Genomic DNA, 22,851 nt, shown 5'->3' with positions numbered 1-22,851 from the left:
TCGTAGGTTCAAATCCTACCCCCGCAACCAGATACTTGTTCATTGTCAGATAGTTAAGCCCTGCGGAAACGTGGGGCTGCTTGCGTTGGGAACTCCGTGTGAGTGCCTTGCAAGCACAGCGTCAGTCTCGGGCGTGGCAGCATGGCAACGACCAAGCGAACAAGCCCTGAGCTCAAACCTAGCCATCCCCTCATATATGTCGCTGCGCGAGGCCTGTGCTGGCTGCCGGATGGATCCGATCCGGGGCGTCCGCAAAGCATTCACGAATTGTAAAATGTATGGCCCCAAGGTCGGTACGGGCAGTGAGGGACCGGCGGACCGTGGACAGGCTCTTGAACACTCCAAACAGCTATTCGCAATCTGCTTTGGTAGGGGCGGGTTGGTGGTCCGCAGCGAACACCAAGGTTGGTGATCTGCCCCCCTCATTCCGCCATATCGTCGAGTGCGCGGACAGCGGTGCTGGGCCATGACCGCTCGGCTGAAGATACGCGCAGCGGTGTTGATCTCGTTGATCATGGTCATGATCGCCAGCCTGTTTGTCCTTGAACTCAGGGGCAAAGTCGAAACGACGGAAACAGTCACCAGCGAGATCGCGGACGCCTTTCTGGGCCTTGAGCGTGCGATTGGTTATTCGGGCTTGATCCATTACTTCAAGAACGCGGTTTTGCGGCCGGATGAACCTGTCTACCTTGATCTCGGCGCGCAAGCCTATGCCACCGCTGTCGCCGAAATGGCGCGGGTGCAGGCGCTTCTTCTTCAGGCAGAGCTCACCATTGATATATCGGAAATTCGCTCGACCATCGACGCCTATGGACAGGCGCTCGATGCGATCCGTGCAGCGCATGCGGCCGGGACTGCGATCGCCGATGTTGATCGTCTGGTGCGCATCGATGACACAGGCGCGCAGTCAGCGCTGATCAGTCTGCACCGGGAGATCGACGGCCTTCTCGATCTGCGCCAACGCGCCGCCGCGCAGTTGCTGTCGATCGGCCTGGCTGCTCTTTTCCTGCTCATTTGCTCCCTTATTGCAGCGATCATCTATCTGGGCTGGCAACGGGAACGAAAGCTTCTGCTTACATACGAACGGCAACGCGTTGAATTGGCGCAGGAAAAGGCGCATGCGGAAGCGATTGGGACACTCTTAACCCGGCTCGAAACGGCGAACAAAGAGCAGGCCGAGTTCACCTATGCGATGTCGCATGACCTGAAATCGCCGTCCAATACGATCGGCATGCTGATCGACGAGCTTGCAGAAATTGAAACTCTGACACCTGAGGGGCGCGAGGTGCTGGCGGATATGATGGCGACCAACCAGCGCATGTGCCGGCTGGTTGACGATGTCCTGAGATACTCGCAGATCGTGGACAAACCCATGACAGTGGAGCCGGTCGACCTGACCGCCCTGATCAAAGAGGTCAAAGCCGATCTGGCCAGCGAGATTGCCCAGTCACAAGCAACGGTTTCGACCAGTGCGTTGCCAAACCTGATGGGCAACCAGATGCAACTGAGAATGCTGTTTCAGAACCTGATCTCCAACGCCGTCAAGTTTCGTGCGCCTGACCGCGTACCAAAGATAGAGATCACATCAGAGAGGGCGCCCGAAGGTCTGCAAATTGTCATTGCCGACAACGGTATCGGCATCCCCGAGAAGTTTCGCGACCGGGTCTTCGGCCTGTTCCAGCGCCTGAATGCGCCGTCTGCCTATGACGGCACCGGGTTGGGTTTGACGATCTGCCAACGGGTTATGTCCAACCATCAGGGTCGGATCACCATTGGCCCCGGCATTGACGGTGGCACGGCCTTCGCCATGACCTTTCCGGAGACTTTGCTATGAGCGTTGTGATCAAACTTGCCCTTCTTGTCGATGATGAGGAAATCGATCAGCGGCAGTACAAAAGGGTGCTGAGCCGATCGGGTCTGATCGGTGAGATCATCAGTTTCACCTATGCTGACGACGCTTTGGCCTTTCTCAAGACGAACCCGGACCGTGAGGTCGATGTGATCTTCCTGGACATCAACATGCCCCGCATGAACGGGTTTGAATTCATCGAAGCCGCGGTCAGCGAGATTGGCGGAAGGTTTGTCAAAGGGGTCGTTGTGATGCTGACGACCTCCCTGAATCCGGCTGACCGCGAGCGTGCCGAGACTTTTGGCGTCGTGAAAGACTTCATCAACAAACCGCTTACGATTGAGCACGTGCAGCGTGTTGCGAAGTTGATTGCAGACGGAAACTAGCGCTCCTCGTTCTGACCCGGGTGGGATCGTCGAAGGCGACACGGATCTGATGACCTGCTGATTTGCGTTGACCGCTACCCCGCTGGTGGCGAACGACCAGCATGACGTGGCACTCAGGCCCAAAGACCAGGATCAAGGCAGCGCGGCCAACCTCAGCGAACGTCCGCAAAGGCCCTGAGAGATCAACCGTGCTCTCGGTGCCCCCGCGATGGTTACGCCAAGCGCAGCCCTTGCAGGTCCATAGCGTCGGTCAGGTTGAAAGCACCCATGCCGCCGTCGATGGCGATATCGGCGCCTTTCAGCCAGTTGGCGGCGGGCGACAGAACAAAGGCGGCGATCTGGGCGATCTCTTCGGGCTTTCCGGCGCGGCCCGCGCGCTTGATGTTGCGGTCCACCGCAGCGCCGAACGCACGCTGGAAGTCGCCAAAGATGCCCGTCGCCGTGCCGCCCGGGCTGAGCGTGTTCATGCGCAGCTCACGCTGGATCATCGCTTCGGCCTCGGCCATCGTCCACAGGATGATCGCCTCTTTGGTCAAATTGTAGCAACGCGTCGCGTCGATTTGTTCGGCGGCGATGAAGGCAGCGAGGTCTTCGCGCCCGCACACTGCCGCGAACCGTTTGATCTGCGCGACGTTCTCACGCCATTGCGCACCCGCGCGGCTGGCCATGTTCACGACTGAGCCGCCCGCCCGCAACCGGGGCAGCAGGGCGTGCGTAAAAGCGCGGGTGCCGAGAAAATTCACCTGCAGAATCGTCGCTTGCAGCCCTTCGCGCGGGGGGAGCCCGGCGTTGTTGCAAAGCCCGTCCAGCGGCTCGTCAACCTGCGCTGCAGCGGCGGTGATCGAGGCGGCGTCATTCAGATCCAGCGCGATGAAACGGTCCAGATTGGCGTGGGTTTCATGGATGTCGAACCCGATCACCCGGTGACCCTGCTCTTTAAGGATGCGCGCCAATTCTGCGCCGATCCCGCTTGCCACGCCGGTGACGGCATACGTCCGCTGTGTCATGTCAGTTCCTCCCGCAACAGGGGCGATCCATGGCGCAGGCGGGTGATCACGAACAGTCTTGAAAAAACGTGACGTATAAGTTCTGAGTATCACCATGAAGGTACAACACATTCAGGTCCTTGTGGCCATCGCCGAGCATGGCAGCCTGCGCGCGGCGGCCAAAGCGTTGGGGAAATCGCAGCCCGGGCTGACCCAGGCGCTGCGGCAGGCCGAGGATGAGCTGGGCCTGCCCATCTTCATGCGCACCTCGCGCGGGGTGGTGCTGACGCCGATTGGCGAGCGCGTGCTGCTGCGCGCCCGCACGATCACCTCGGAAATCAACCGGCTGGACGAAGAGGTCAACCAGCTGCGCGGAGAGCTGACCGGCGCGGTGCATGTCTGCGTCTCGCCCTTTGCCGCCGCGCGGATCATGCCCCGTGCACTGGCCGCGTTTCGCAAGACGCATCCGAATATCGACGTGCACCTGTCCAGCGGGCTGTTCCCCGGCGCGCTCAAACCCCTGCGCGAAGGCAGCACCGACATCGTCATCGGCCCCGCCCCGCCCGCCGATCTGGCGCGCGAGATCGCCGTGGAGTTCCTAATGGAGGGCCCGATCCACATCATCACAGCGTCGGACTCGCCGATGCTGAAGGCGCGGTCGCTGGGTGAGCTGGAGCAGGCGCAATGGATCATGATTGGCGCGCCCGGCGGGCCGGGGGATATTTTCAGCAAACCGTTTCTGGACCACGGCTTTACCCCGCCGCATGCGACGACCACGTCGGAATCCTATTACGGCGCGCTGTCGCTGGTGGAGAGTCTGGGCGCGGTCTGCACCTTTCCCGCGCTGCTGCTGGACGATGTGCAGAAGACATGGCGCATCGCGCCGATCCCGATCCGTGAGACCATTGAGCCGCTGCGCATCTCGTTGATGACCCGCGCTGGGCACCCGCTGACCCCCGCTGCCGATGCGCTGGCAATGTGTATCCGGCGCCGCGTGACATCGCTGTAGGTGATACATCCTGCCTATCGCGATTTATAAAATGGCGCTGCTCATTATCGCGGCACGGCGCTACGAACGCTTCAGTAGCCTGGCTACCGGCCCGTGGGAGGACCTGATGACACTGAAGAAACCATTCGTGGCAACGCTGTTTGCCGCCGCCGCTTTTGCCTCGCCGGTGATCGCGGAAACCGATCTGACCTTTAACCTGTTCATTCCGCAGAACCATTTCGCCTGGCCCGTGTTCGAGGCCTGGGCGGCGGACATTGCCGCCGCGACTGATGGAGACGTCCGCATTACCTTTCCGCCGCAATCCGTCGCCCCGCCGCCGGGTATCGTCGATGCCGTGCGCAACGGTGTGGCGGACGGCGGATTCATCTTTAACGGCTTTCTCGCCCAATCCGCGCCGGGCACCATGCTGACGCAGATGCCCTTCATCGACCTTGGCAATTCCGAGGCGATGTCGGTGGCGTTCTGGGAGAGCTATCAGGAATTCTTCGCCGGGGTCGAGCAGATCCGGGGCGTCGAGCTGGTCTCGGGCTTCCATCTGGGCCCGACCTATCTGTGCTCGACCACCGATACGCCGATCACCACGCTTGAGGATCTGCGCAGCCGCCGCATCTGGGCGCTGCCGGGCACGATTGCCGATACCTTCGCGGCGATGGATCTGGCGATCACCGCCTCGCCCGCCGTCAACCTGCAAGAGCTGGTCTCGCGCAACACGGTCGATGCGCATTACGGGCAGACGATGGAAACCACGATTGCGTTCGGGATCGGGCCCTACACCAAATCCTGCGTCGAGATGTCTCCGCATATGCTGTCGGCCAGCTTCTCGATCTTCTTCAACCAGCGCGTCTGGGACCGGCTGCCGGAAGAGTACCGCGCGGTGATCACCGAATACTCGGGCCCGGCGCTTGCCCGTCGTCTGGGGGCCGCAACCGACGTCGCCGATGACGAGGCCCGCGCACAGCTTGAGGCGATGGGTGTGACCTTTGCGCCGGTCGATCCCGACCTGCTGGCCGCGATGCACGACGCCTCGGACGGGGTGGCGCAGCTTTGGGTCGATCAGATCGAAGCGGCCTATGGGCTGGACGGTCGCGCGATCATCGACGCGACCCGCGCTCGCGTCGCCGCAGCCTCGCAGCCGTGACAGCGGACAGGGGCGGCGCGATGGCGCGCCGCCCCGACTGCCACCGGGAGGGACGCATGAGACCGATCCAGAAACTGACGGTCCTGCTGGGCGGGATCTGTCTGATCGCCATGGCGCTGATCACCTGCGCCGAAGTGGTGATGCGCTATGCCTTCAGCCATCCGATCTTTGGCTCGGCGGAAATGGTCCAGATGGTGCTGGGCATTCTGGTCTTTGCCGGGATGTTCACCGTGGCGCGCGAGCGGTCGCATGTGACGGTATCGCTGTTCGAGCCGTTCTTCCTGCGCCACGTCCCGCGGCTTTATCGCTTCGTTTTCAACGCGATGAGCCTGCTGGGTGTCAGTGCGATTGCTGTCATTCTGGGCTGGCGCGTGTGGGATCTGCTGTCTTACCCCGAGACCACGGTCGTCCTGCGCCTGCCGATGCTGTGGATCGTCGGCGGCATGACGTTGCTGGCCGCCCTCGCGATCCTCGCCGCGCTGGCCGCGATGCGCGCGCCCCAAGAACCCCGAGAATAAAGCCATGACCCTCACCCTGATCGGTTTCGCGATCCTGCTGTTTCTGGCCTTTGTCGGTGTGCCGCTGGCCTTCGCCACGCTCGCCGTCGGGTTCTTTGGCCTGATGTATTTGCGCGGCTTCGACGCGGCCTTTGCCGCCTCGTCGCAGTGGATCGTGGACACATCGACCAACTACAACTTCTCGATCATCCCGCTTTTCGTCTTCATGGGCGCGCTGATCCACCGATCCGGCATCAGCAACGACCTCTATGCAGCCTCCTACGCGTGGCTCGGGCGGTTTCGCGGCGGGCTGGCGCTGGCGGGTGTGCTGTCCTGCGCCGGGTTCGCGGCGGTCTGTGGCTCGTCACTGGCAACCGCGGCCACGATGACCCGCGTTGCCGTGCCGTCGATGCGCAAGTTCAAGTATAATGAGGGCTTCTCGGCCGGGACCATCGCTGCCGGGGGGACGTTAGGGATCATGATCCCGCCCTCGGTTCCCTTGGCGATCTATGGCATCGTCGCCGGTGAGGACATCGGCCAGTTGTTCATCGCGGGCATTCTGCCGGGGTTGATGCTGGTTGTCCTGTTCATGGCGGCCGTGCTGATCGTCACCGCCATCCGCCCCGATTTCGGCCCCAAAGGCCGCGCGATGAGCCTGATCGAGACGCTGCGCGCCTCGTACTCTACCTGGCCGGTGATCATCCTCTTCGGCATCGTGCTGCTGGGCATCTATGCCGGCATCTTCACCCCGACCGAGGCCGCCGGTGTCGGCTGCGCCGGGGCGTTCATCATGGGCGTGATGCGTGGGCACTTTCTGGACCGCGCCAGCATCTTCGGTGTGATCGAGGAAACCGTGAGCACCACGGCAATGATCTTCGCGATTGTCTTCGCCGCGCTGATCCTTGCGCAATTCGTCAACCTGACCGGCATGCCGTATGAGCTGCGCGCGCTGGTGCTGGACATGGGATTGGGGCCGACCGGTCTGGTCTTGATGATCTGCGCGATCTGCGTGCTGTTGGGGACGGTGTTTGAATCCATCGGCATCCTGTTGCTGATCATCCCGGTCTTCCTGCCGTCGCTGGAATCGCTGGGCGTGAACCTGATCTGGTTTGGCATTCTGGTGATCATCGTGATCGAACTGGGCCTGATCACGCCGCCCATCGGCATGAACGTCTTCACCGTCAAATCCGTCGCCCCCGAAATCCCGCTGAGCGCGATCTTTCTGGGCGTGACCCCCTATATCGTCGCCATGGTTTTGGGCGGCGTGCTGATCCTTCTCATCCCGCAGATCGCCACGTTTCTGCCGGACGCGATGCGCTAAGAAAGAGCCTGACCATGACCGAACCTGTCGAAACCCATCTGTACATCGATGGGGCGGCTTGCCCTGCCTCGGACGGCGGCAGCTATGAGATCTACAACCCCGCGCGCCCTTCGGAACTGGTCGGTCGCGCTGCCGCTGGCACAGTTGCGGATGTCGACCGGGCGGTGCGTGCCGCGCATGCCGCCTTCCCGGCATGGGCCGCGCTGAGCTATGACGAGCGCGGCGCGATCCTGCGCAAGGTCGCCGCCGCGCTGACCGAGGACAGCGCCCTTGTCGATGCCCGCGCGCGTCTGTTCACCCGCGAGCACGGCAAGGTCCTGCGCGAGACGCATCTGGAGATCAGCCGTCTGGGCGAACGTTTCGTGCAATCGGCGGACTATGCCGAACGGCTGGCACGCGACGAGATCATCCGCGCGCCGCGCAACGACACCATCGTTACGCGCCAGCCGCGCGGCGTGGCGGCGCTGGTGGTGCCGTGGAACTGGCCGCTGGCCATTCTGGGCGCGAAGCTGCCGCAGGCGCTGATGGCGGGCAATACCGTGGTGGTCAAACCCTCGGCCAATTCCGCGCTGGCCCCGACGATCAGCCTGCACCGCATCGCCGAGCTGCTGCCGCCGGGGGTGGTGAATATCGTCACCGGCTCGGCCGGGCGGATCGGCGACGCGCTGATCGGGCACCCGCTGGTGCGCTACGTGAACTTTACCGGCTCGGTTGATGTGGGCCGCCATGTGATGAAGGTCGCCGCCGAAAACATCACCCCCGTCACGCTGGAACTGGGCGGCAATGACGCGGGGCTGATCCTGAACGACGCGGCGCTGTCGCGCGATACGTTCGACAGCCTTTACCGCGCTGCGTTCATGTCGACGGGCCAGATCTGCTATGCGCTCAAGCGACTCTACGTCCACCGCTCGCGCTTTGACGAGGTGGTCGACGGGCTGCGCGCCGTCGTGGATGCGCAGGTTGTCGGGGATGGGCTGTTGCCCGAGACGACCATGGGCCCGATGAACAACGCCAAGCAGCTCAAGACCGTTACTGACATGATCGGCGAAGCGCGCGCGCAGGGTGCCAGCGTGCTGGAGCTGGGCCAGATCCCCGATCCTGAACTTTACGCGCAGGGCTATTTCCAGCGCCCGACACTGGTGGTCGGGGCCGATCCGACGCTGTCAGTGGTGCGCGAAGAGCAATTCGGCCCGGTGCTGCCGATCCTGACGTTTGACAGCGAGGACGAAGCCGTGGCGCTGGCCAATGACGACCAGTTCGGTCTGGCCTCGTCCGTCTGGTCCGCCGATACCGAACGCGCCATTGCCATGGCCCGCCGGATCGAGGCTGGCTACACCTTCATCAACGCTCATGGCCCCTCGGCCAATGATGGCAACGCGCCGTTCGGCGGGTTCAAGAAATCCGGCATCGGGCGCAATTTCGGCTATGAGGGCGTCACGCAGTTTCAGGGCTTCCACTCGATTGCCGGGGCGTCGGGCCTGCTGGACTGATGCAGCGCCCAAATAACTGATCCTGCGGCCCGGCCTGGTCGGGCTGCAAGCCGGTCAGGTCGGTTGCAGGATATCGCCAAAGGTCGCGTAATCGGCGGCGTAATAGGCGTTGAGGCGGTCGATCTGGGCCGGGGTCAGGTCTTCTTTGCGCAGCTTCGGTCCACCGGTCTGCAGTCGCGGCAGGGGCACGGTGGTTTCGGTCAGCGCCTGCATGTCGGTCTCAAGCTGTTTGAGTTCCGAAAAATCATAAACCCGGCTGAAGTAGCCCGGATCGGTTCCCAGAAACGTCACCATCGGCAGCGTGTGGTGATTGATGACGGGCACCGTCCGCACGTAGTCTTCGAACCGGTCAATGAACAGGCTGAGATCCGGATCGGGCGGCAGATCGGCCTTGGCCAGTTTGCCACCGCATTTTTCCTTGGACAGCTCGCGGTGGTGAACGACGCGGTTGGAATAGGCCGACAGGAAGCGGGTGATCGGATCCCGGATGATGGTGATCTTGTGCAGCGGCGCCAGCTCTTCATGCGGCAGCTCGTCAAAATGGATCGAGCTGTAAAGGTTGTGTACGAAAACGGTCTTGCCGTTCGGCCGGGTCCACGGCTTGAAGGGCTCGCCGGTCTTCATTTCGTGCAGCATGTTCTTGATCGACGTGCAGGCGACCTTGGGAACCGAGAAATAGGCCAGATTCTTTCGGCGGATGATCAACGGCATGGTCGTGTTCCTGCTTTGCAAAGACGGATCGCGCGGGCGATCTGGGTAACCGGACCGAACCGCATGGCAGTCCGGGCCGGGATCATGCGTCGTCTTCTTTCAGATGCGTCAGTTCGCGGCTCATCACCGCGTCGACACGGTCAAGATCAAACGGCTCGCCAAGGAAATCGAACATCGGCTTCAGCTTGGTGTGATCGCTGACGTAGTCGTTGTAATGAATGTGCAGGCACCGCTCAGGATGGCGCGTCCGGTATTGCGTAAAGGCGGCTTCGGCCTTGGCCAGCCGGGCCTTGACCTTGTCCGGGTCCATCGTGGCCCACCACCCCGAGCGCGCCACCTCGTCATGGTCGCGCGTGTTGAAAATGAAGCGGCTGTTCTTGAGGAAGCCGGCCAGAAAGTTCAGCGAAATGGGCAGCGGCGTGCCTTCGTTGGCCCAGCGGATTTCCTTGAACCCGGCGACGCGGGTGCCCGGCGGCGGCGACAGGATTTCACGCGAGAACACCTGAGCCAGCGACCGGCCATAGCGCTTCGCGTTGATCTTTTCGCCGCCATACCACGGATGCTCGGGCGAGGTTTCGACGCCGTTGCGCGCGAGGTTGTTGAGAATGGTGTTGCCCTGCACTTCGTGCCACGAGCGCGCCATCAGTCCCAGTGTGTTGTTGTTTTCGCCCCGGATGCAGTAGCCGGGGATAGCGTTGAGCAGGTTCTGCACCAAGGTTGAGCCTGACCGGCCATAGGTGACAACGAAGACGTGCCCCTCGATCCCGGCCGGTTTCGGTTTGGACTCTGTCACGTCGTGGGAACCCTGATCTTTCTACACACTTTGTCACGAATAGCGTGCTACCCAGAAGGGGACAACCAATTCCTGCTCAGGCTCCGCTGTTGTGAAACGCCACTGAGAGGGCTTTACAGTCGCGTCCGCGCGCGGGAACAAGAGGCATGAATGGCACCGCTTCTCCTCTGATTTCGGTCATCGTGCCGGTGTTCGACGTCGCGGAGCAGATCGGCGCGGCCATGGCCAGTCTGCTGGGCCAGACGCTGACCGATTTCGAAGTGATCGTGATCGACGACGGCTCGACCGACGGGTCGGGCGCGGTGGCCGAGACCGCGGTGGCCGGCGATGCGCGGTTTCGCTTCATTCGTCAGGCCAATCGCGGGCTTTCCGGCGCGCGCAACGCCGGGCTGGCGCTGGCGCGTGGGGCGTTTGTCGCGTTTCTGGACGGTGACGACGCGTTTGAGCCGCGTTTTCTGGCCGACCTGCACGCCGCGATCGAGCGTGAGGGCACCGACTGGGCCGCCTGCGCCGTGTTGCTGACCTATCCCGACGAAAGCGCGCGCATGCATCCGGCGATCCACGCCAGCACCGGGCCGGAAACGGCGCGGACCATCGCGCTTACCGATGCCCGAGAGGTTGCGCGCCAGTTCCCGTCGGCGTGGAACAAGCTCTATCGCCGGGCACTGTTCGACGGGCTGGCCTATCCCGAGGGCAGCTGGTTCGAGGATCACGAGGTGTTCTGGGCACTTGCCGCGCGGGCGCCGGCGCTGGCCTATGTGCCCGAGCCGCTGTACCGCCACCGTCGCGAGCGGATGGGTCAGATCACCGGTGCCGACAGCGACCGGGTGTTCGAGCAACTCAGGGTGCTGGATCGCCTGTACCCGTTGATCATGGCCAGCGGCATGTCCAACCCGCATGAGGGCTACGCCCGGCTGGCAACGCGGCTGGTTCACGAACGCGCGCTGGCGCTGCGCGACCGCAGGCGGCGCGCGCAGTTTCTGACCGGCGTTGTGGCGTTGTTCGAACGGCTGGGGGTGCTCTGGTCGCCAGACTGGGATCCTGAGATCAGCCGGGGTCTGGGATTGGCGCTGGCCGGAGAGATACCGCTGTCGGTGGTCCTGTTGGGGGACGCGCAGGCCGCCCTGCCGGGCGTGCTGGCGCAGACAATGGCGGATTTCGAGCTTGTGGTGGTGGGCCGCACGCTGCCTGCCGGGCTGCCACCGGACCTGCCGGTGCAGCATCTGGAAGCGCCGGTGACGCTGGCCGCGCTTGCCGAAGCGCTGCAAGGCCGCTGGGTGCTGCTGCTCGGTGCGGGCGAGACACTGTTGCCCGACGGCGCGATGCGGCTGGTCAATCTTGGCGAGGCCAGCAAGGCTCGGCTGGCGATGGGCGGGTTTGAGCGCGCAACGCTGGGCTATCACGACGGTTGGACCGACAACACGCGGGTCGCGACTGATCTGGATGCGCTGCCAGTGCACGGCGGCCTGATCCCGCTGGGCGCGCGCCCGGCGCTGTTCTTGTATCCTTTACTGGCGAACCGCGTGATCCGGCGCGATCTGTTGGCCGGAATGCAACCGGATCTGCGTGTCCCGGCGGGCATTGCCGCCGTGCAGGCCGTGGTCCTGTCCAGCGCTCTGGTAGCGCACAAGGCGGGCTATACACGGCTGGCAGTCGCGGGCGCTCCGGATCGCCCCGTCGCGGTGCCGGGCTTGCTGCGCGCCCGCCGCCAGATCGCCGCGTTCCCCGGCGAGCCCGCGCTGCCGCGTGGCTGGCGGGGGGTGTTGTTTTTGCGGCTGGTGCGTTTGCGCCGGGGCAGGGGTGTCTTGCGGTGGCCGCTGGCGCTGGCCCTTGCCCTGTTCGCACGATGGCTATCCGCTGAGCAGGATGTCCGCGCCGACCCTGAAACGCCGCGCTGGGTGCACGCAGCTCTGCGGCTCTTTCGCCGCGCCCGGTGACGCGACGTTGCAACGCCGGGGGTGACAGGCGATAAGCAGGCTTTGTGACTCCGATTTGAGCAAGGACTGTTATGTTCCCGTTCCGAACCGCTCAAGGTGCCCGGTTTCAGTGTTTCGCTGATTTTTCGATGGCAGCGGTCCTGAACCTCAACTTCTATGACGAACAACGCCAGACGATTCCGTTTCACCTGTCGATCCGGGCCTCGGAAAAGCTGATCGTGGTCAACCGCCGCGATGCGGCGGGGTGGCGGCGTGAGGTGAGGCTGCCGTGGCGGTTTGCCCCGCGGCCCCTGAGCGTTGATCTGCATTTTTCGGCCGGGCGTGTCGAGGTCAGGGTCGACCACACACTGGTGGGTATTTTTGATGCGCTGCCCCGGCCTGACCGGAACGGGCGGCTGTTTCTGCGTCGGGGCTTTCCCGCGCTGAAGCAGATCGCGTGGGTGGAAACCGCTGGTGCGCTGGCTCAGGACAGTGTGCGCCTTGTCGAGCTCAAACGCAGCGCCGATGCGCAGCCGGGCGTGCATCTGAGCGAGGCGTTCGAGGTTCTTCTGCGCGGGCTGCCCGCCACCCATACCGCTGCCGGAACCCTGCGCGTTTCCGGTTTCCCCGAGGATATTCCCGCCGTCTTGCGCAGACTGCCCTTTCCGATGCGCAGCGGTCAGCCGGAATACGCGCTGGCGGCTGTCCTGCCCGGCCGCGTCTGGGACGGCGGGGCCGAGGCGCTGGACCTGGCCCTGAGCGATGCCAACGGGCGCGCGCTGGGCAGCTTCACGCTGGAGCGTGCGCAGGTCGCCGCCCGGATCGAGGCGCTGGCGCAGTCGGGCGGCTTTGCTCTGGATGACCGGGCAGCCTTGCAGGCGATCGAACACGCGCGCCACGCAGGCGTGCTGGCACAGCTCACGCCAAAGGCGCGCGCGGCGCTGGGCGCAGCTGCGGACCTGTTCGGGCTGAGCCGCTATCTGGCCGAGGGGCGCGCCGAGGGCGCGGCGGAGACGGTGCTGATGCCGCCATCCGAGGAACCGGATGACCCGACGCCCCTGATCGCCGATCGCTTCGGCGCGCAGATGCGTGGCGCGCCTGACAGTGACCCGCTCGCCCTGCTGCGCGCCGAGCTTGCGGCCCTGCCACACTCCGGCCCGCTACGCGCTGCGCTGATCACGCGGGTGACCGAATGGTTCTGCCTGCATGACCGCGTTCGCGATTTGATGGCGTTGCGCCGTGAACTGGCACTGCCTCCGCCGGAACCGGCCAGCGAGGACGACCTGTGGACGACGTCTATTCTGCTTCCGTATGATTATGAGGAAGGTCGGTTCGACAAGGTTTCGACGTCAATCTGGCGGCTGGCGCCCCCAAGGCCCGGATGGATATCGACACCGGCAGTGGGCTGGGTGCTTGAGCAAGCAGCGGTCTCGGCTCCTGATTTGCAGGGTCGCCTGCCGTTGGACAACGGGCGCGATTACATAATCAATGCGGCGTTGGACCTGCTGGAGAGCCGGTCGGCAGAATATTGGGACAGGGTCAGTTGCAAGAGCCTGATGCAGGGTATGATCGCTGTTCTGGCGGCCTCTGAGACGCTGCCTGCATGGCTGCGTGAACGCGCGATCAGGGTAACCGGTCATGTGTACGCTCTTAGCCGGGCTTTCTGGGCGTTGGTCCGTGACGCGCAGGCCCGGGACGGCTGGAGCCTGCCTTCAGAGCTGGCAACCGTGCAATCGGCCTTTTCGCAGATCAACGCGCTGATCGAGGCGGATGCCCAGACCACGCCCGAAGGGCGCGTTGTGTTGAATCAGGCGCTGAACCTCTTCCGCCAATTTGGAGCCTGTGATCTGGCCCGGTATCGCCGCGACCTGTTCGGCGCGGGCGGTGTGGCTGAGGATGACACGGCCGAGGCGCTGGCAGCCTTGGTCGAGGGGCTTGATCCGAGCGAAGCGGCGTTACGGGGGCTCGCTTTTCCCAGGGCGGCGCTGCCGCGCGACCCGGCGACGCTGGTTCTGGCCCGTCAGGGCTTGCTCACGGCGAATCCCGATGTGACGCGCTCGCCCTTTGGCCGCTTGAAAAGCGCTCTGCGATCCGCAGCTAGTGCGATGCTGGCTGACCCCTCCGAGCCGGCGCATCTGGCGCAGGTTCTGAACCGGTTGGTCCCTCTTGGTGGCGCTTATGCCAATTTTCTCGGCCTGACTCTGGGCTTGTCGCTGGCGCGTGGTCTGCTGGCGCAAGAGCGCACCGCCGAGGCGCAGGCGCTGCTTGAGCGGGTAGAGGCGCTGGCGGAAACGCTGGCCAAACACGATGAACGGGCGGCTCTGGCGACGCAGGCCGCGCCGCGACAGGCGCTGCAAAGCCTGCTGCACGCGCAGGGTGCACACCCGGCGGTGACGCGGATCGCCGCCGTGCTTGACCCGCTGTTGGGGCCGGACCTGTCGGAGCCGCGCGACGATCGCACCGCCGATCTCTGGGCGCAGGCGGATCCGGTGCAGGATACGCTTTTGTGCCTGTATTCCTGCCAGCCCAACCTGAGCACCCGCGTGCAGACAATCCGCGAAACGTGGTTGCCGCTGCTCGCCGGGATGGGCGTGCCTGCGCTGATCTTTGTCGGTGGCGGCGACGGGCGGCGGGACGGAGATGTGGTCTATCTGGACGCGCCCGACGATTATGAAGGCCTGCCGCAAAAGTCGCTGGCGATGGCGCGCTGGGTGCGTGACCACACGCGCTTTGCGCATCTGGTCAAGGTCGATGACGATTGCTTTCTGGACCCGGCGGCATGGTTCGGGGATCTGGCGCATCGGGGGGTGGACTATTATGGCCGCCGTCTGACGCGTGTGCGTGGTCAGATGGACCGCAGCTGGCACATGCCCAAGTCGCGCAGCGCGCGCGGGCGGCTTGAACTGGACAAGTCACCCGAACCGTCGGTTTATGCCGATGGCGGCTCGGGCTATGCCTTGTCACGACACGCGATGGATCGTCTGGTTTCCGCTGCCGCCAGTCCCGAGGGGCAAGAGCTGATCCACCTGTCCTTTATGGAGGACAAGCTGGTCGGCGATCTGCTGGCCAAAGGTGATATCTGGGTCGATGGCACGGACTACCGGGTCAGCGTCTTGCGGCGGACCAAGCCGGGCGGGCCCTTGGTCGCGGCGTGGGAGAACGGCTTTCTGCCGTTCGCCGGCAGTGGGGTGAAACTGGCGCATCTGGACGGGCACGAGCGCATGGCCGAGGTGCTGGCCGGGTTGTCCGACCCCTTGCCGCGCCCGTCCAAGATCTGGCCCAGCTTTCAGCCGGTGCGGCTGGGCGGGCGGTCGAACACGCTGGATCTGATCTCGTCGGATGCGCAGTTGCGCGCGGTGAACGCGGCCCCGGTCGCCGTTGTCGCCTGTCTGCGCAACGAGATGTTCATGTTGCCCCGGTTCTTCGACCACTACCGGGCGCTGGGTGTGCAAGGGTTCCTGATGGCCGACAACGGCTCGGATGACGGAACGTTTGAGTATCTGGCCGAGCAACCTGATGTGGCGCTGTTTTCGGTCGATACCCCTTACAACCAGTCGCATTACGGTGTGGCGTGGCAACAGGCGCTGATGGCCAACTTCCGTTCAGGCCGATGGTCGCTGATGGCGGATGCGGATGAGTTGTTGCTGTGGAACACCGATCTGACGGGCAACCTGCCGGATCTGGTTGAAAGCGAGGATTTCGCCGGGGCCGATGCGGCGCGGATCTTCATGCTGGACATGTATCCCCAAGGCTCGCTGGCGCAGGCCGATTTCGTCAGCGACACGCCCTTTGCGCAGGCCGGTTTCGTGGACCGCGACCCGTTTCTGGCCGCGTCAGCCGCGCGCGGGCCGTATTCGGATTCGCCGATCTGGACCAGCGCGTTGCGTCACCGGCTGCTGCCCGGCTCTCGCGCAGAGTTGTTCGTCGCGCAAAAGATCGCGTTGCTGAAATACAGGCCGTGGATGCGGCTGTCGGCGGGGCTGCATTTTGTGGCAGACACAAAGCTGGCGCGGCGCGCGCTGATCTTTGCGCATTTCAAATACAACGCGGCGTTCCGCGCCAAAGCGCTGGCCGAAGTTGCCCGCCGCCAGCATTTCAACAACGCCGAGGAATACCGCAAGTATCTGGCGCTGGTGTCTGAAGGACGCGACGTGATCTATGATCCCGAGGTCTCGGTGCCGTGGGATCAGTCCGAGTTCGTGCGCAGGGTCTGCGCCGGGGCCTGACGCGGGCCAAACAGCGTTGGCAGTTCGGGGAAGTGGCGTTGGCGCAGCAGTTCGTTGCTCTCGGCATTCTGGGCGTGGATGCGGGCGCGCTGGGCCTCGCTCAGTTGCACGCGTGTGCCGGGCTGCGGCAGGCGACGGCGCATCAGGCGGACCAGCAGAAAGAACAGCGGGTTCGCCGCGCCGTTGCGCAGCATCATCGGAATCCGGCGGTTCAGGTCGCGGTACAGCGCGATCTCTTCGACGCTCAGCGATTCATTCTTGCGCGGCGGGGTTTGAAGCGGCGCGCGGTTCACGCCGGTCTGGGCACAGAAGTCATCAAGCAGGTCGCGGTTCGGCATCAGCGCCGGATCGAACAGACGCACCGTGAGGTTGTCGCGCCCGACAACATCGCTCCACATCCGCACCCGGCGGTTGAAGTTCATCTTGCCGATCATGTCGTCGATATGTTCATCGAGCGTCAGCATCTCACCGCGGCGGATGTTCTCGGAATAGGTCGAGAGCATGAAGTCTTCCTGACTGCGGTAATAGACGACATAGCGGACGTCGTCGAAAATGCCGCTCAGAAACGTGTGCAGCGCCGTGATCCGCGCCGGATTATAGCACCACGCATGGATCTGCTCGCTCGAGGCCAGAAAGGTATGCTCGGGCCATTCCGCCACGCCCGCGCGCAGCCGCGCCTCAAGCCGGTCGACAAAGGCGGCCTGACTTTCCCGGCCCCGCACCCCGATTGCGTGGCGCTTGCCCATCACGTCCAATGTGTCCCCGGCGCGCACGATGGCGGCAAGGCCCAGCTCCATCTGCGCGATGTTGCGCGGCGTGAAGGGCTCGAACCGGATCCCCTGCGACGACAGGGCAGACCGGTTCAGGTTCAGAAAAGACTGGATCGTGGTCGTGCCGGTCTTTTGCGTGCCGATGTGGATAATGGCTTTCATGGCGTCTCGCGGTAGATCTTGACCAGCGCCTCGATATGCTCGGGCAGGCCGACGGGTGCCATGGCATTGGCCCAATACTGCGCGGGCAGTGTGCTGCCGTCCAGGATCCGCTCAAGGACGTGACGGAACGAGTCGCTGTCATCGGCGCGGAACACCAGATCATTGCAGCGCCCCAGCTCCTGCGCGCCGCCACGATCCGAGGTGATCAGCGGGATATGGCGGGCGTGCATTTCGATGGCGACTTGTGGCAGGTTGTCCTCCCACACGGGCGGAACCACGCCCAGATCGACATCGGCCAGCAGCGTCGGCAGCGTGTCGTGGGTGTAGCCGTTCTTATGCTGCACAGCCCCAAGATGACCGCGCAGGGCGTTCAGCAGCGCCATGGCTTCGGCATCGCCGGATTTGGCGGCGACGGTCAGATGAACACGCTTGGCCAGCGTCTCGGGCAACGACGCCAGCGCGCGCATCAGGAAATGATAGCCCTTGTCGCGCCGCATATAGCCCAGATAGGCCAGCCGGATCGTGCCATCGGCGCGCAGAAAGGCCGGGCGCGGTTGGCTGTAGTGCCATTCGCCCGCCTCGGCCGAGCCGATGTAGAGCGTGCTCAGCCGCGAGGTATGTACACCATACGTCAGCGCGATCTGGCGCACCCGGTCGGACACCGCCAGCACCGAGTCGCAATGGGCGTTGATCAGCGCCACCATCCGCGCGCGGCGGCGGGCAAAGGCTGCGGCCAAGGGGGCGGCAGCCGCAGGCGGTTGCGGGCGCGGTTCCGCGGGGGCGTGATGTGTCCCGGCAGCGGCGATCGGGGGAACATTGGCAGAGGCGGGCGACAGGGCGGCAGGTTCTGCCACCGTGACCAGTGCCGTCTCAAGCGCGGCATTGCGGCGCATGTGGCGCGCGCGCAGGACGCGGCGCAGGCCGCGCCATGCCGCGCCCATCACCGGGCGAAAGAACCGTTCATAAAAACCGGTTCCCGGCCCCAGCCGCCAGCGCGACAAGGACCAGGCAATGGCATAGGCAGCCCGGATCGAGCGCGGCTCGGGCTGGGCGGGCAGGCATCGGGTGCAACTGGCGCCGCCGTGAAAATCGGTGCAGGTCTCACGCTCGGCGAACCACAGGTTCACTTGCGGACAGAACGGATAATAGTTGTGCAGCGACAGCACGAAGCGGGTGCCGGGCCAGCGCTTTTTCAGGCTGAGCACATTGGCGGGCAGCCCTTCGAGGTTGTTGAAATGGATCACATCCCATGGGCCGGTCCGCTCGACGAATTCGGCAAAGGCGGCCTCGGTTTCGGCGTGCTCAAGCTGTGCCACGCCCGCGAAATCGGCATGAGAGGGGGCAACCAGACCCGAATTGACCAGCGCATAACGCGGGCTTTCGCCGCGCTCCAGCGTGATGACGTGCGGCTTTCGCCGCAGCAGCGTGTGCGCAAGTCCCGAGGACAGGAACGCGGTTTCCACGCCGTCAACCTTGGACAAGCCCTTGATGATGTTGCGCTGATAGACGCTGACGCCACCGCCGCGTTGCTCTGGGTCACGGTGATCGGCCCAGTTGTAAAAAAGAACTCTCACGCCTCGTCGTCCGGCTTCGCAGGGGCGCCGGTGCCGGCGGCCTCTGCCTTGTCCAGGCGCTTTTCCAGCAGGTTGAGCCTCAAGGCCTGCCGCAACTGGATTGTGCGCATCTGCGCCAGTTCGAAGCTCAGCACAGCGACCGTCTGTTCCAGCTGTCGTTCGGTTGCGTCCTGCGGCGCGGGCAGGGCGGCGCGCAGCACCGTTGCATCCAGCCCCTCCGCCCCGGGCAAGGCGGCCAGCGCAGCGATAGCGTCTTCGGCACGCTGGCGGATGGTGTCGAAACCGGGTGCATCGGTCAGGGCATCGCTCGCGGCCTCGGCGTCCAGACTGGATTGGGCGCGGTCCATAACCTGCCGGGCCATGTCCGCCGACAGGCCGGAGCGGTTGAGCGCCCGGCGAATGCCCAGAAGGCGGTCATCCATGCGCGGATTGGGATCACGAGAGCCGGTAACCGCCGCCAGCGGCAGGCCATGGCCCAGACCGGCGAGAAAGTCCTCAAACAGTCCGTCGCCGACACGCAGCGATGTCTCGAAGCTCCGCAGTACGATGGCCTCGGGGCCGAAGATCTCGATCCACGGCTTGAGCGCCAGTGCGTAATCCCAATGCACCGCCTCCATCTGCGCGCGCACGGCGGCGTCAAAGCTGCCGACATCGATGCCCATCTTGACCAGTTGGTTGTACCAGCTTTTCAGATGCTCTTGCGGGGGGCGAAGATAGACGACCACCCGAAAACGCAGATCGCGCGCGGTGTCGATCTGTGCGCGCAGCAGCGCGGCAGCGGCGGGATGGGCACCCAGACGGATGAATTCTTCCGAGGAGACCAGCATCGACGCGCCTTCGGGCAGGGCACGGGTGGCGGTGAACAGCTGTTGCCACAACTCCTGCGCGGAGTGCTTGTTGCGAAAGTCATGCATCAGCTCGGTCACGCCCGCCGCCCGCAGCAACGAAAACGCCAGCGCCGAATGCTTGGAAAACTTGACCGGTGCGTCGGCGTAGTTCAGCCCTTGCTGCGCCAGCAGCGCGCGGTTGCTTTCCAGAAAAACCTGCAGCGCCGTTGTCCCGGTCTTGTAATGACCGATATGCAGGATCAGTTCGCGTGCGGTGCTCATCGGTCCCGTTGCTTCGCTCCGGTCAGGCATTGTTCAAGGGCGCGGCCATGTTCCGCTTGTGCTGCTCTACGGCTTCGTCGAGGTCGTTGAAATAGGCAAGCGTGCCGTTCTCAAGCACGATGGCGGCATCGCAGAACGAGCGCAGCTCTTCGAGGTTGTGGTTCACCAATATAGCACTGGATCGCTTCATCCGGTCGCGAAACAGCGCCTGACTTTTGCTGCGGAACCGCTGGTCGCCGACGGCGGTCACTTCGTCGACAAGATAGGTGTCGAACGGGATGCCCATCGAGATGCCAAAGGTCAGGCGCGATCGCATGCCCGAAGAATACGTGCGCAGCGGCATGTGAAAGTGACGTCCGATCTCAGCGAAGTCCTGCACAAAGTCCATCAGCTCGTCGGTATCAACGCCATACACCCGGGCCAGAAACCGGGTATTCTGCGCGCCGGTCAGGTCGCGGTGAAAGCTGCCGCCAAAGCCGACTGGCCATGAGATGCTGCCGTCGCTCCACACGCCGCCACGGTCCGGCTGCATGGTGCCGGCGATCAGCTCGAGCAGGGTGGATTTGCCCGCGCCGTTGCCGCCCAACAGCGCCAGAGACTTGCCCGTCGGCAACGTCAGGTTGAGATTTCGGATCACGGGCGAATATTCGCCGCGGACCCAAAATCCCTTTGTCAGGTGGTCGAACTGGATCATCGGGTCGCCGCCTTGTTAACCCCGGTCGCGAAGGCTGTAGTAGATAAGCGCCAAAGCCGACCAGATGAGCCCGGCAAAGATCAGCGTCAGGAGCACCAGAAGTGCCCGCTGAGGATACTCTGCCCGCTGCGCCAGTGTCGGTTGCACATAGGTTGCCAGATACAGGCTCTGGCGCTGGGCGGTCGACCGTGCGGCGTCCAGCGCGGTCAGAGCGGCGGTATAGGTACGCTCGGCGAATTCCTGATTCACCGTCAGGCTTTCAAACTGGGCGATCAGACGCGGATAATCGGTATCAAAGACAGTCACGTCCTGTGTGGCAAAGTTGCGCCGTTCTTCGCCGATGCGCTGGCGGATCACTTCGATGCGGCGCTCGGCCTGACGCACGCGCGGGTCGCTTTCCGCGGTGGTCTGCAACAGCAGGTCATAGTCAACGAGCGCCGTCGCCAGCGACTCCTGCAGCCCGTTGATCACGCCCATCCGTCCGGCGATATCGGCCTGCGGGTCGACAATCTGCGTGCGGGCGCGAAAACTGGCGATGTCTTCACGCGCGCTGCGCAGGCGCGCCAGAGCGGCCTCAAGATCGGACTCGGCGTTGGACATCGCGTCCGAGCGCGCCTGTTCGTTCAGCGCGTTGATCATCTGTTCGCTCTCGCTGACGATGATCCGCGCGATCCGCTGCGCCATTTCGGCGGTATGCGCTTTGACCTGAACATCCATCAGGCCCGAGTTCATGTCATACGAGATGATAACCATCCGTTGCCAGAACCACAGCAGATCTTCGATGGTGGCATCGGGCCACAGGGAAAACAGCGGATCCGAGTCCCAGTTTTGCGAATAGAGCGACCGAATGTCGACCTGTTCCTGCACGCGTTCGACCAGTTGCTGGCTCTTGATATAGGCATACAGAACATGGGTATTCGACGACGAGCCGCCGCCGACGATCGCGCTCAATCCCCCCAGCATTTCCGATGCCGACGCGGAATCGTCGCTGCGCACGGTGAAGCCGGTGGTTGAGGCGTATTGGTCATGCGCCAGAACGTACAGATAGGCCGTTGCCAGCGTGACCGGCAGGATCACCATCATGACGAACGACAAAAAGAGCCCCCGATGGCGCCGCCGGATCCGGGCGGGCGCGGCGACGGGGCGCACCCGCATTTCGGCGGCAGGCTCGCTCTGGTCCGTGTCATTGTCCCCCGAAAGCGCCGAGGCAGCGCGGGCCTTGCGCGCCGCCTGTCGTTCCGCTTGTCGCGCCAGTTGAGGGTTGCCGGGGTCCAGTTGCCGCTTGCCCCTTGCGGGTGTGTCGTCGTTCACGCGGCTCTCCAAAGGTTATTTGCCTTGTCGGCGTGATTTCTACATAGTCCCCGCGCCAAAGGCCAGAAAAAGGACGTACAGGTGGCGAGCGACATTTCAGGGCCACGTCTGCCAGCCGGGCGCATCCCGGACGTGGCGTTGTCACGCAATTTCCGGTCGGTGCGGACGATTACAGCACTGGTCCTGCGCGAGATGACGACACGCTTTGGCCGCACACCCGGTGGCTTTGCCTGGGCCATCATGCAGCCGCTGGCGACGATCATCATTCTGGGTTTGGCGTTTTCGCTGATCGCCCGGTCACCATCCTTGGGGACCAGCTTTATCTTCTTCAAGGCGACGGGGATCATGCCCTTCACCATGTTCAGAAGCAACTCGGGCATGATCGCGAAAAGTCTGAGCTATTCCAAGGCCTTGCTTTCCTACCCCGGCGTGACCTGGATGGATGCCGTGCTGGCGCGGCTGATCCTGAACACACTGGTTACCGTTGCGGTAACGGTTTTGATCCTGACCGGGATCATCCTCTACGAAGGCCTGACGCTGATCATTGACTGGCCGATGGCCATCCTGTCGATGGCGCTGTCGGCGCTGCTTGGGTTCGGCATCGGTGTGCTGAACTGCTACCTGTTCGAGCGCGTCGTGATCTGGTCGAATATCTGGGGCATCATGTCAGCGCCCCTGATGATCATTTCGGGCGTCATTCTGCTGTACGAGGATCTGCCCAGCGAAGCGCAGGGCTATATGTGGTATAATCCGCTCATTCACATCACCGGCATGATGCGCGAGGCGTTCTATTCCACGTATCAGCCCAACTACATTTCGGTCACCTATGTGGTGCTCTTTTCACTGATTCCGCTGGTCGTGGGTCTGATGCTGCTGCGCAAGCATCACCTCTATCTGCTCAACCGCTGA

General features: G+C 63.7%; 18 protein-coding genes. 10 read left to right on the top strand and 8 right to left on the bottom strand.

Features of this window, described 5'->3' with window-relative positions; translation table 11 throughout:
• Positions 1 to 466 precede the first annotated feature (466 nt).
• On the top strand, positions 467 to 1,834 hold the full coding sequence (locus EAE28_RS18650) for a sensor histidine kinase (RefSeq protein WP_127109103.1): 1,368 nt from the start codon (positions 467 to 469) through the stop codon (positions 1,832 to 1,834).
• Positions 1,831 to 2,235 carry a response regulator gene (locus tag EAE28_RS18645; RefSeq protein WP_127109101.1) on the top strand — a complete coding sequence of 135 codons (405 nt, stop codon included), beginning with the start codon at positions 1,831 to 1,833 and terminating at the stop codon, positions 2,233 to 2,235. Before EAE28_RS18650 ends, EAE28_RS18645 begins: the two co-directional genes overlap by 4 nt.
• Positions 2,236 to 2,447: 212 nt before the next feature.
• Here EAE28_RS18645 and EAE28_RS18640 read toward each other — a convergent pair whose 3' ends face one another.
• A complete protein-coding gene (locus tag EAE28_RS18640; RefSeq protein ID WP_127109099.1) occupies positions 2,448 to 3,242 on the bottom strand; it encodes a coniferyl-alcohol dehydrogenase in 795 nt (264 codons plus the stop codon).
• Positions 3,243 to 3,336: 94 nt separating this feature from the next.
• Between EAE28_RS18640 and EAE28_RS18635 the strand changes: the two genes are divergently transcribed.
• From EAE28_RS18635 to EAE28_RS18615, 5 genes are all read left to right on the top strand, one after another.
• Positions 3,337 to 4,230 (top strand): LysR family transcriptional regulator, encoded by an 894-nt coding sequence (locus EAE28_RS18635; RefSeq protein ID WP_127109097.1) that lies wholly within the window; start codon positions 3,337 to 3,339, stop codon positions 4,228 to 4,230.
• A 106-nt stretch (positions 4,231 to 4,336) separates the two neighbouring features.
• On the top strand, positions 4,337 to 5,368 hold the full coding sequence (gene dctP, locus EAE28_RS18630; RefSeq protein ID WP_164736702.1) for a TRAP transporter substrate-binding protein DctP: 1,032 nt from the start codon (positions 4,337 to 4,339) through the stop codon (positions 5,366 to 5,368).
• Between the two features lie 56 nt (positions 5,369 to 5,424).
• Positions 5,425 to 5,886 carry a TRAP transporter small permease gene (locus EAE28_RS18625; RefSeq protein ID WP_164736701.1) on the top strand — a complete coding sequence of 154 codons (462 nt, stop codon included), beginning with the start codon at positions 5,425 to 5,427 and terminating at the stop codon, positions 5,884 to 5,886.
• Between the two features lie 4 nt (positions 5,887 to 5,890).
• On the top strand, positions 5,891 to 7,186 hold the full coding sequence (locus EAE28_RS18620; RefSeq protein ID WP_127109091.1) for a TRAP transporter large permease: 1,296 nt from the start codon (positions 5,891 to 5,893) through the stop codon (positions 7,184 to 7,186).
• A 14-nt stretch (positions 7,187 to 7,200) separates the two neighbouring features.
• Positions 7,201 to 8,676, top strand: a complete 1,476-nt coding sequence (locus tag EAE28_RS18615; RefSeq protein WP_127109089.1) for an aldehyde dehydrogenase family protein — start codon at positions 7,201 to 7,203, stop codon at positions 8,674 to 8,676.
• Positions 8,677 to 8,730: 54 nt separating this feature from the next.
• Here the strand turns inward: EAE28_RS18615 and EAE28_RS18610 are convergent, their stop codons facing one another.
• Both EAE28_RS18610 and EAE28_RS18605 read right to left on the bottom strand, forming a co-directional pair.
• Positions 8,731 to 9,387: a sulfotransferase family 2 domain-containing protein gene (locus tag EAE28_RS18610; protein ID WP_127109087.1), complete on the bottom strand. Its 657-nt coding sequence runs from the start codon at positions 9,385 to 9,387 to the stop codon at positions 8,731 to 8,733.
• Between the two features lie 82 nt (positions 9,388 to 9,469).
• Entirely contained in the window at positions 9,470 to 10,180 is a 711-nt protein-coding gene (locus EAE28_RS18605) for a sulfotransferase (protein ID WP_127109085.1), read from the bottom strand.
• 146 nt (positions 10,181 to 10,326) lie between these two features.
• Between EAE28_RS18605 and EAE28_RS18600 the strand changes: the two genes are divergently transcribed.
• Together EAE28_RS18600 and EAE28_RS18595 are read left to right on the top strand one after the other, a co-directional pair.
• Positions 10,327 to 12,117 carry a glycosyltransferase family 2 protein gene (locus EAE28_RS18600; protein ID WP_127109083.1) on the top strand — a complete coding sequence of 597 codons (1,791 nt, stop codon included), beginning with the start codon at positions 10,327 to 10,329 and terminating at the stop codon, positions 12,115 to 12,117.
• A 128-nt stretch (positions 12,118 to 12,245) separates the two neighbouring features.
• Positions 12,246 to 16,322, top strand: a complete 4,077-nt coding sequence (locus tag EAE28_RS18595; protein WP_164736700.1) for a glycosyltransferase family 2 protein — start codon at positions 12,246 to 12,248, stop codon at positions 16,320 to 16,322.
• Here EAE28_RS18595 and EAE28_RS18590 read toward each other — a convergent pair.
• The 5 genes from EAE28_RS18590 to EAE28_RS18570 are packed head-to-tail and all read right to left on the bottom strand — an operon-like array spanning position 16,283 to position 21,942.
• A complete protein-coding gene (locus tag EAE28_RS18590; RefSeq protein ID WP_127109079.1) occupies positions 16,283 to 17,254 on the bottom strand; it encodes a hypothetical protein in 972 nt (323 codons plus the stop codon). The genes EAE28_RS18595 and EAE28_RS18590 overlap by 40 nt on opposite strands.
• Positions 17,251 to 18,828, bottom strand: a complete 1,578-nt coding sequence (locus EAE28_RS18585; RefSeq protein WP_127109077.1) for a glycosyltransferase — start codon at positions 18,826 to 18,828, stop codon at positions 17,251 to 17,253. Before EAE28_RS18585 ends, EAE28_RS18590 begins: the two co-directional genes overlap by 4 nt.
• On the bottom strand, positions 18,825 to 19,937 hold the full coding sequence (locus EAE28_RS18580; protein ID WP_127109075.1) for a hypothetical protein: 1,113 nt from the start codon (positions 19,935 to 19,937) through the stop codon (positions 18,825 to 18,827). The genes EAE28_RS18585 and EAE28_RS18580 overlap by 4 nt, the downstream gene beginning before the upstream one ends.
• Before the next feature lie 22 nt (positions 19,938 to 19,959).
• Positions 19,960 to 20,631 (bottom strand): ABC transporter ATP-binding protein, encoded by a 672-nt coding sequence (locus EAE28_RS18575; protein ID WP_127109073.1) that lies wholly within the window; start codon positions 20,629 to 20,631, stop codon positions 19,960 to 19,962.
• 15 nt (positions 20,632 to 20,646) lie between these two features.
• Positions 20,647 to 21,942, bottom strand: coding sequence for a KpsE/RkpR family capsule polysaccharide export protein (locus tag EAE28_RS18570; RefSeq protein WP_127109071.1), 1,296 nt, complete (start codon positions 21,940 to 21,942; stop codon positions 20,647 to 20,649).
• An 81-nt stretch (positions 21,943 to 22,023) separates the two neighbouring features.
• On the opposite strand from EAE28_RS18570, the gene EAE28_RS18565 reads away from it, so the two are divergent.
• Positions 22,024 to 22,851 (top strand): ABC transporter permease, encoded by an 828-nt coding sequence (locus tag EAE28_RS18565; RefSeq protein WP_127109069.1) that lies wholly within the window; start codon positions 22,024 to 22,026, stop codon positions 22,849 to 22,851.

Origin of the sequence: Pararhodobacter zhoushanensis (assembly GCF_003990445.1) — a bacterium.
In the GTDB taxonomy this organism is placed as follows: Bacteria; Pseudomonadota; Alphaproteobacteria; order Rhodobacterales; family Rhodobacteraceae; genus Pararhodobacter; species Pararhodobacter zhoushanensis.
Note: the sequence above shows the minus strand (reverse complement) of the source record. Positions and strands in the feature narration are given on the sequence as shown.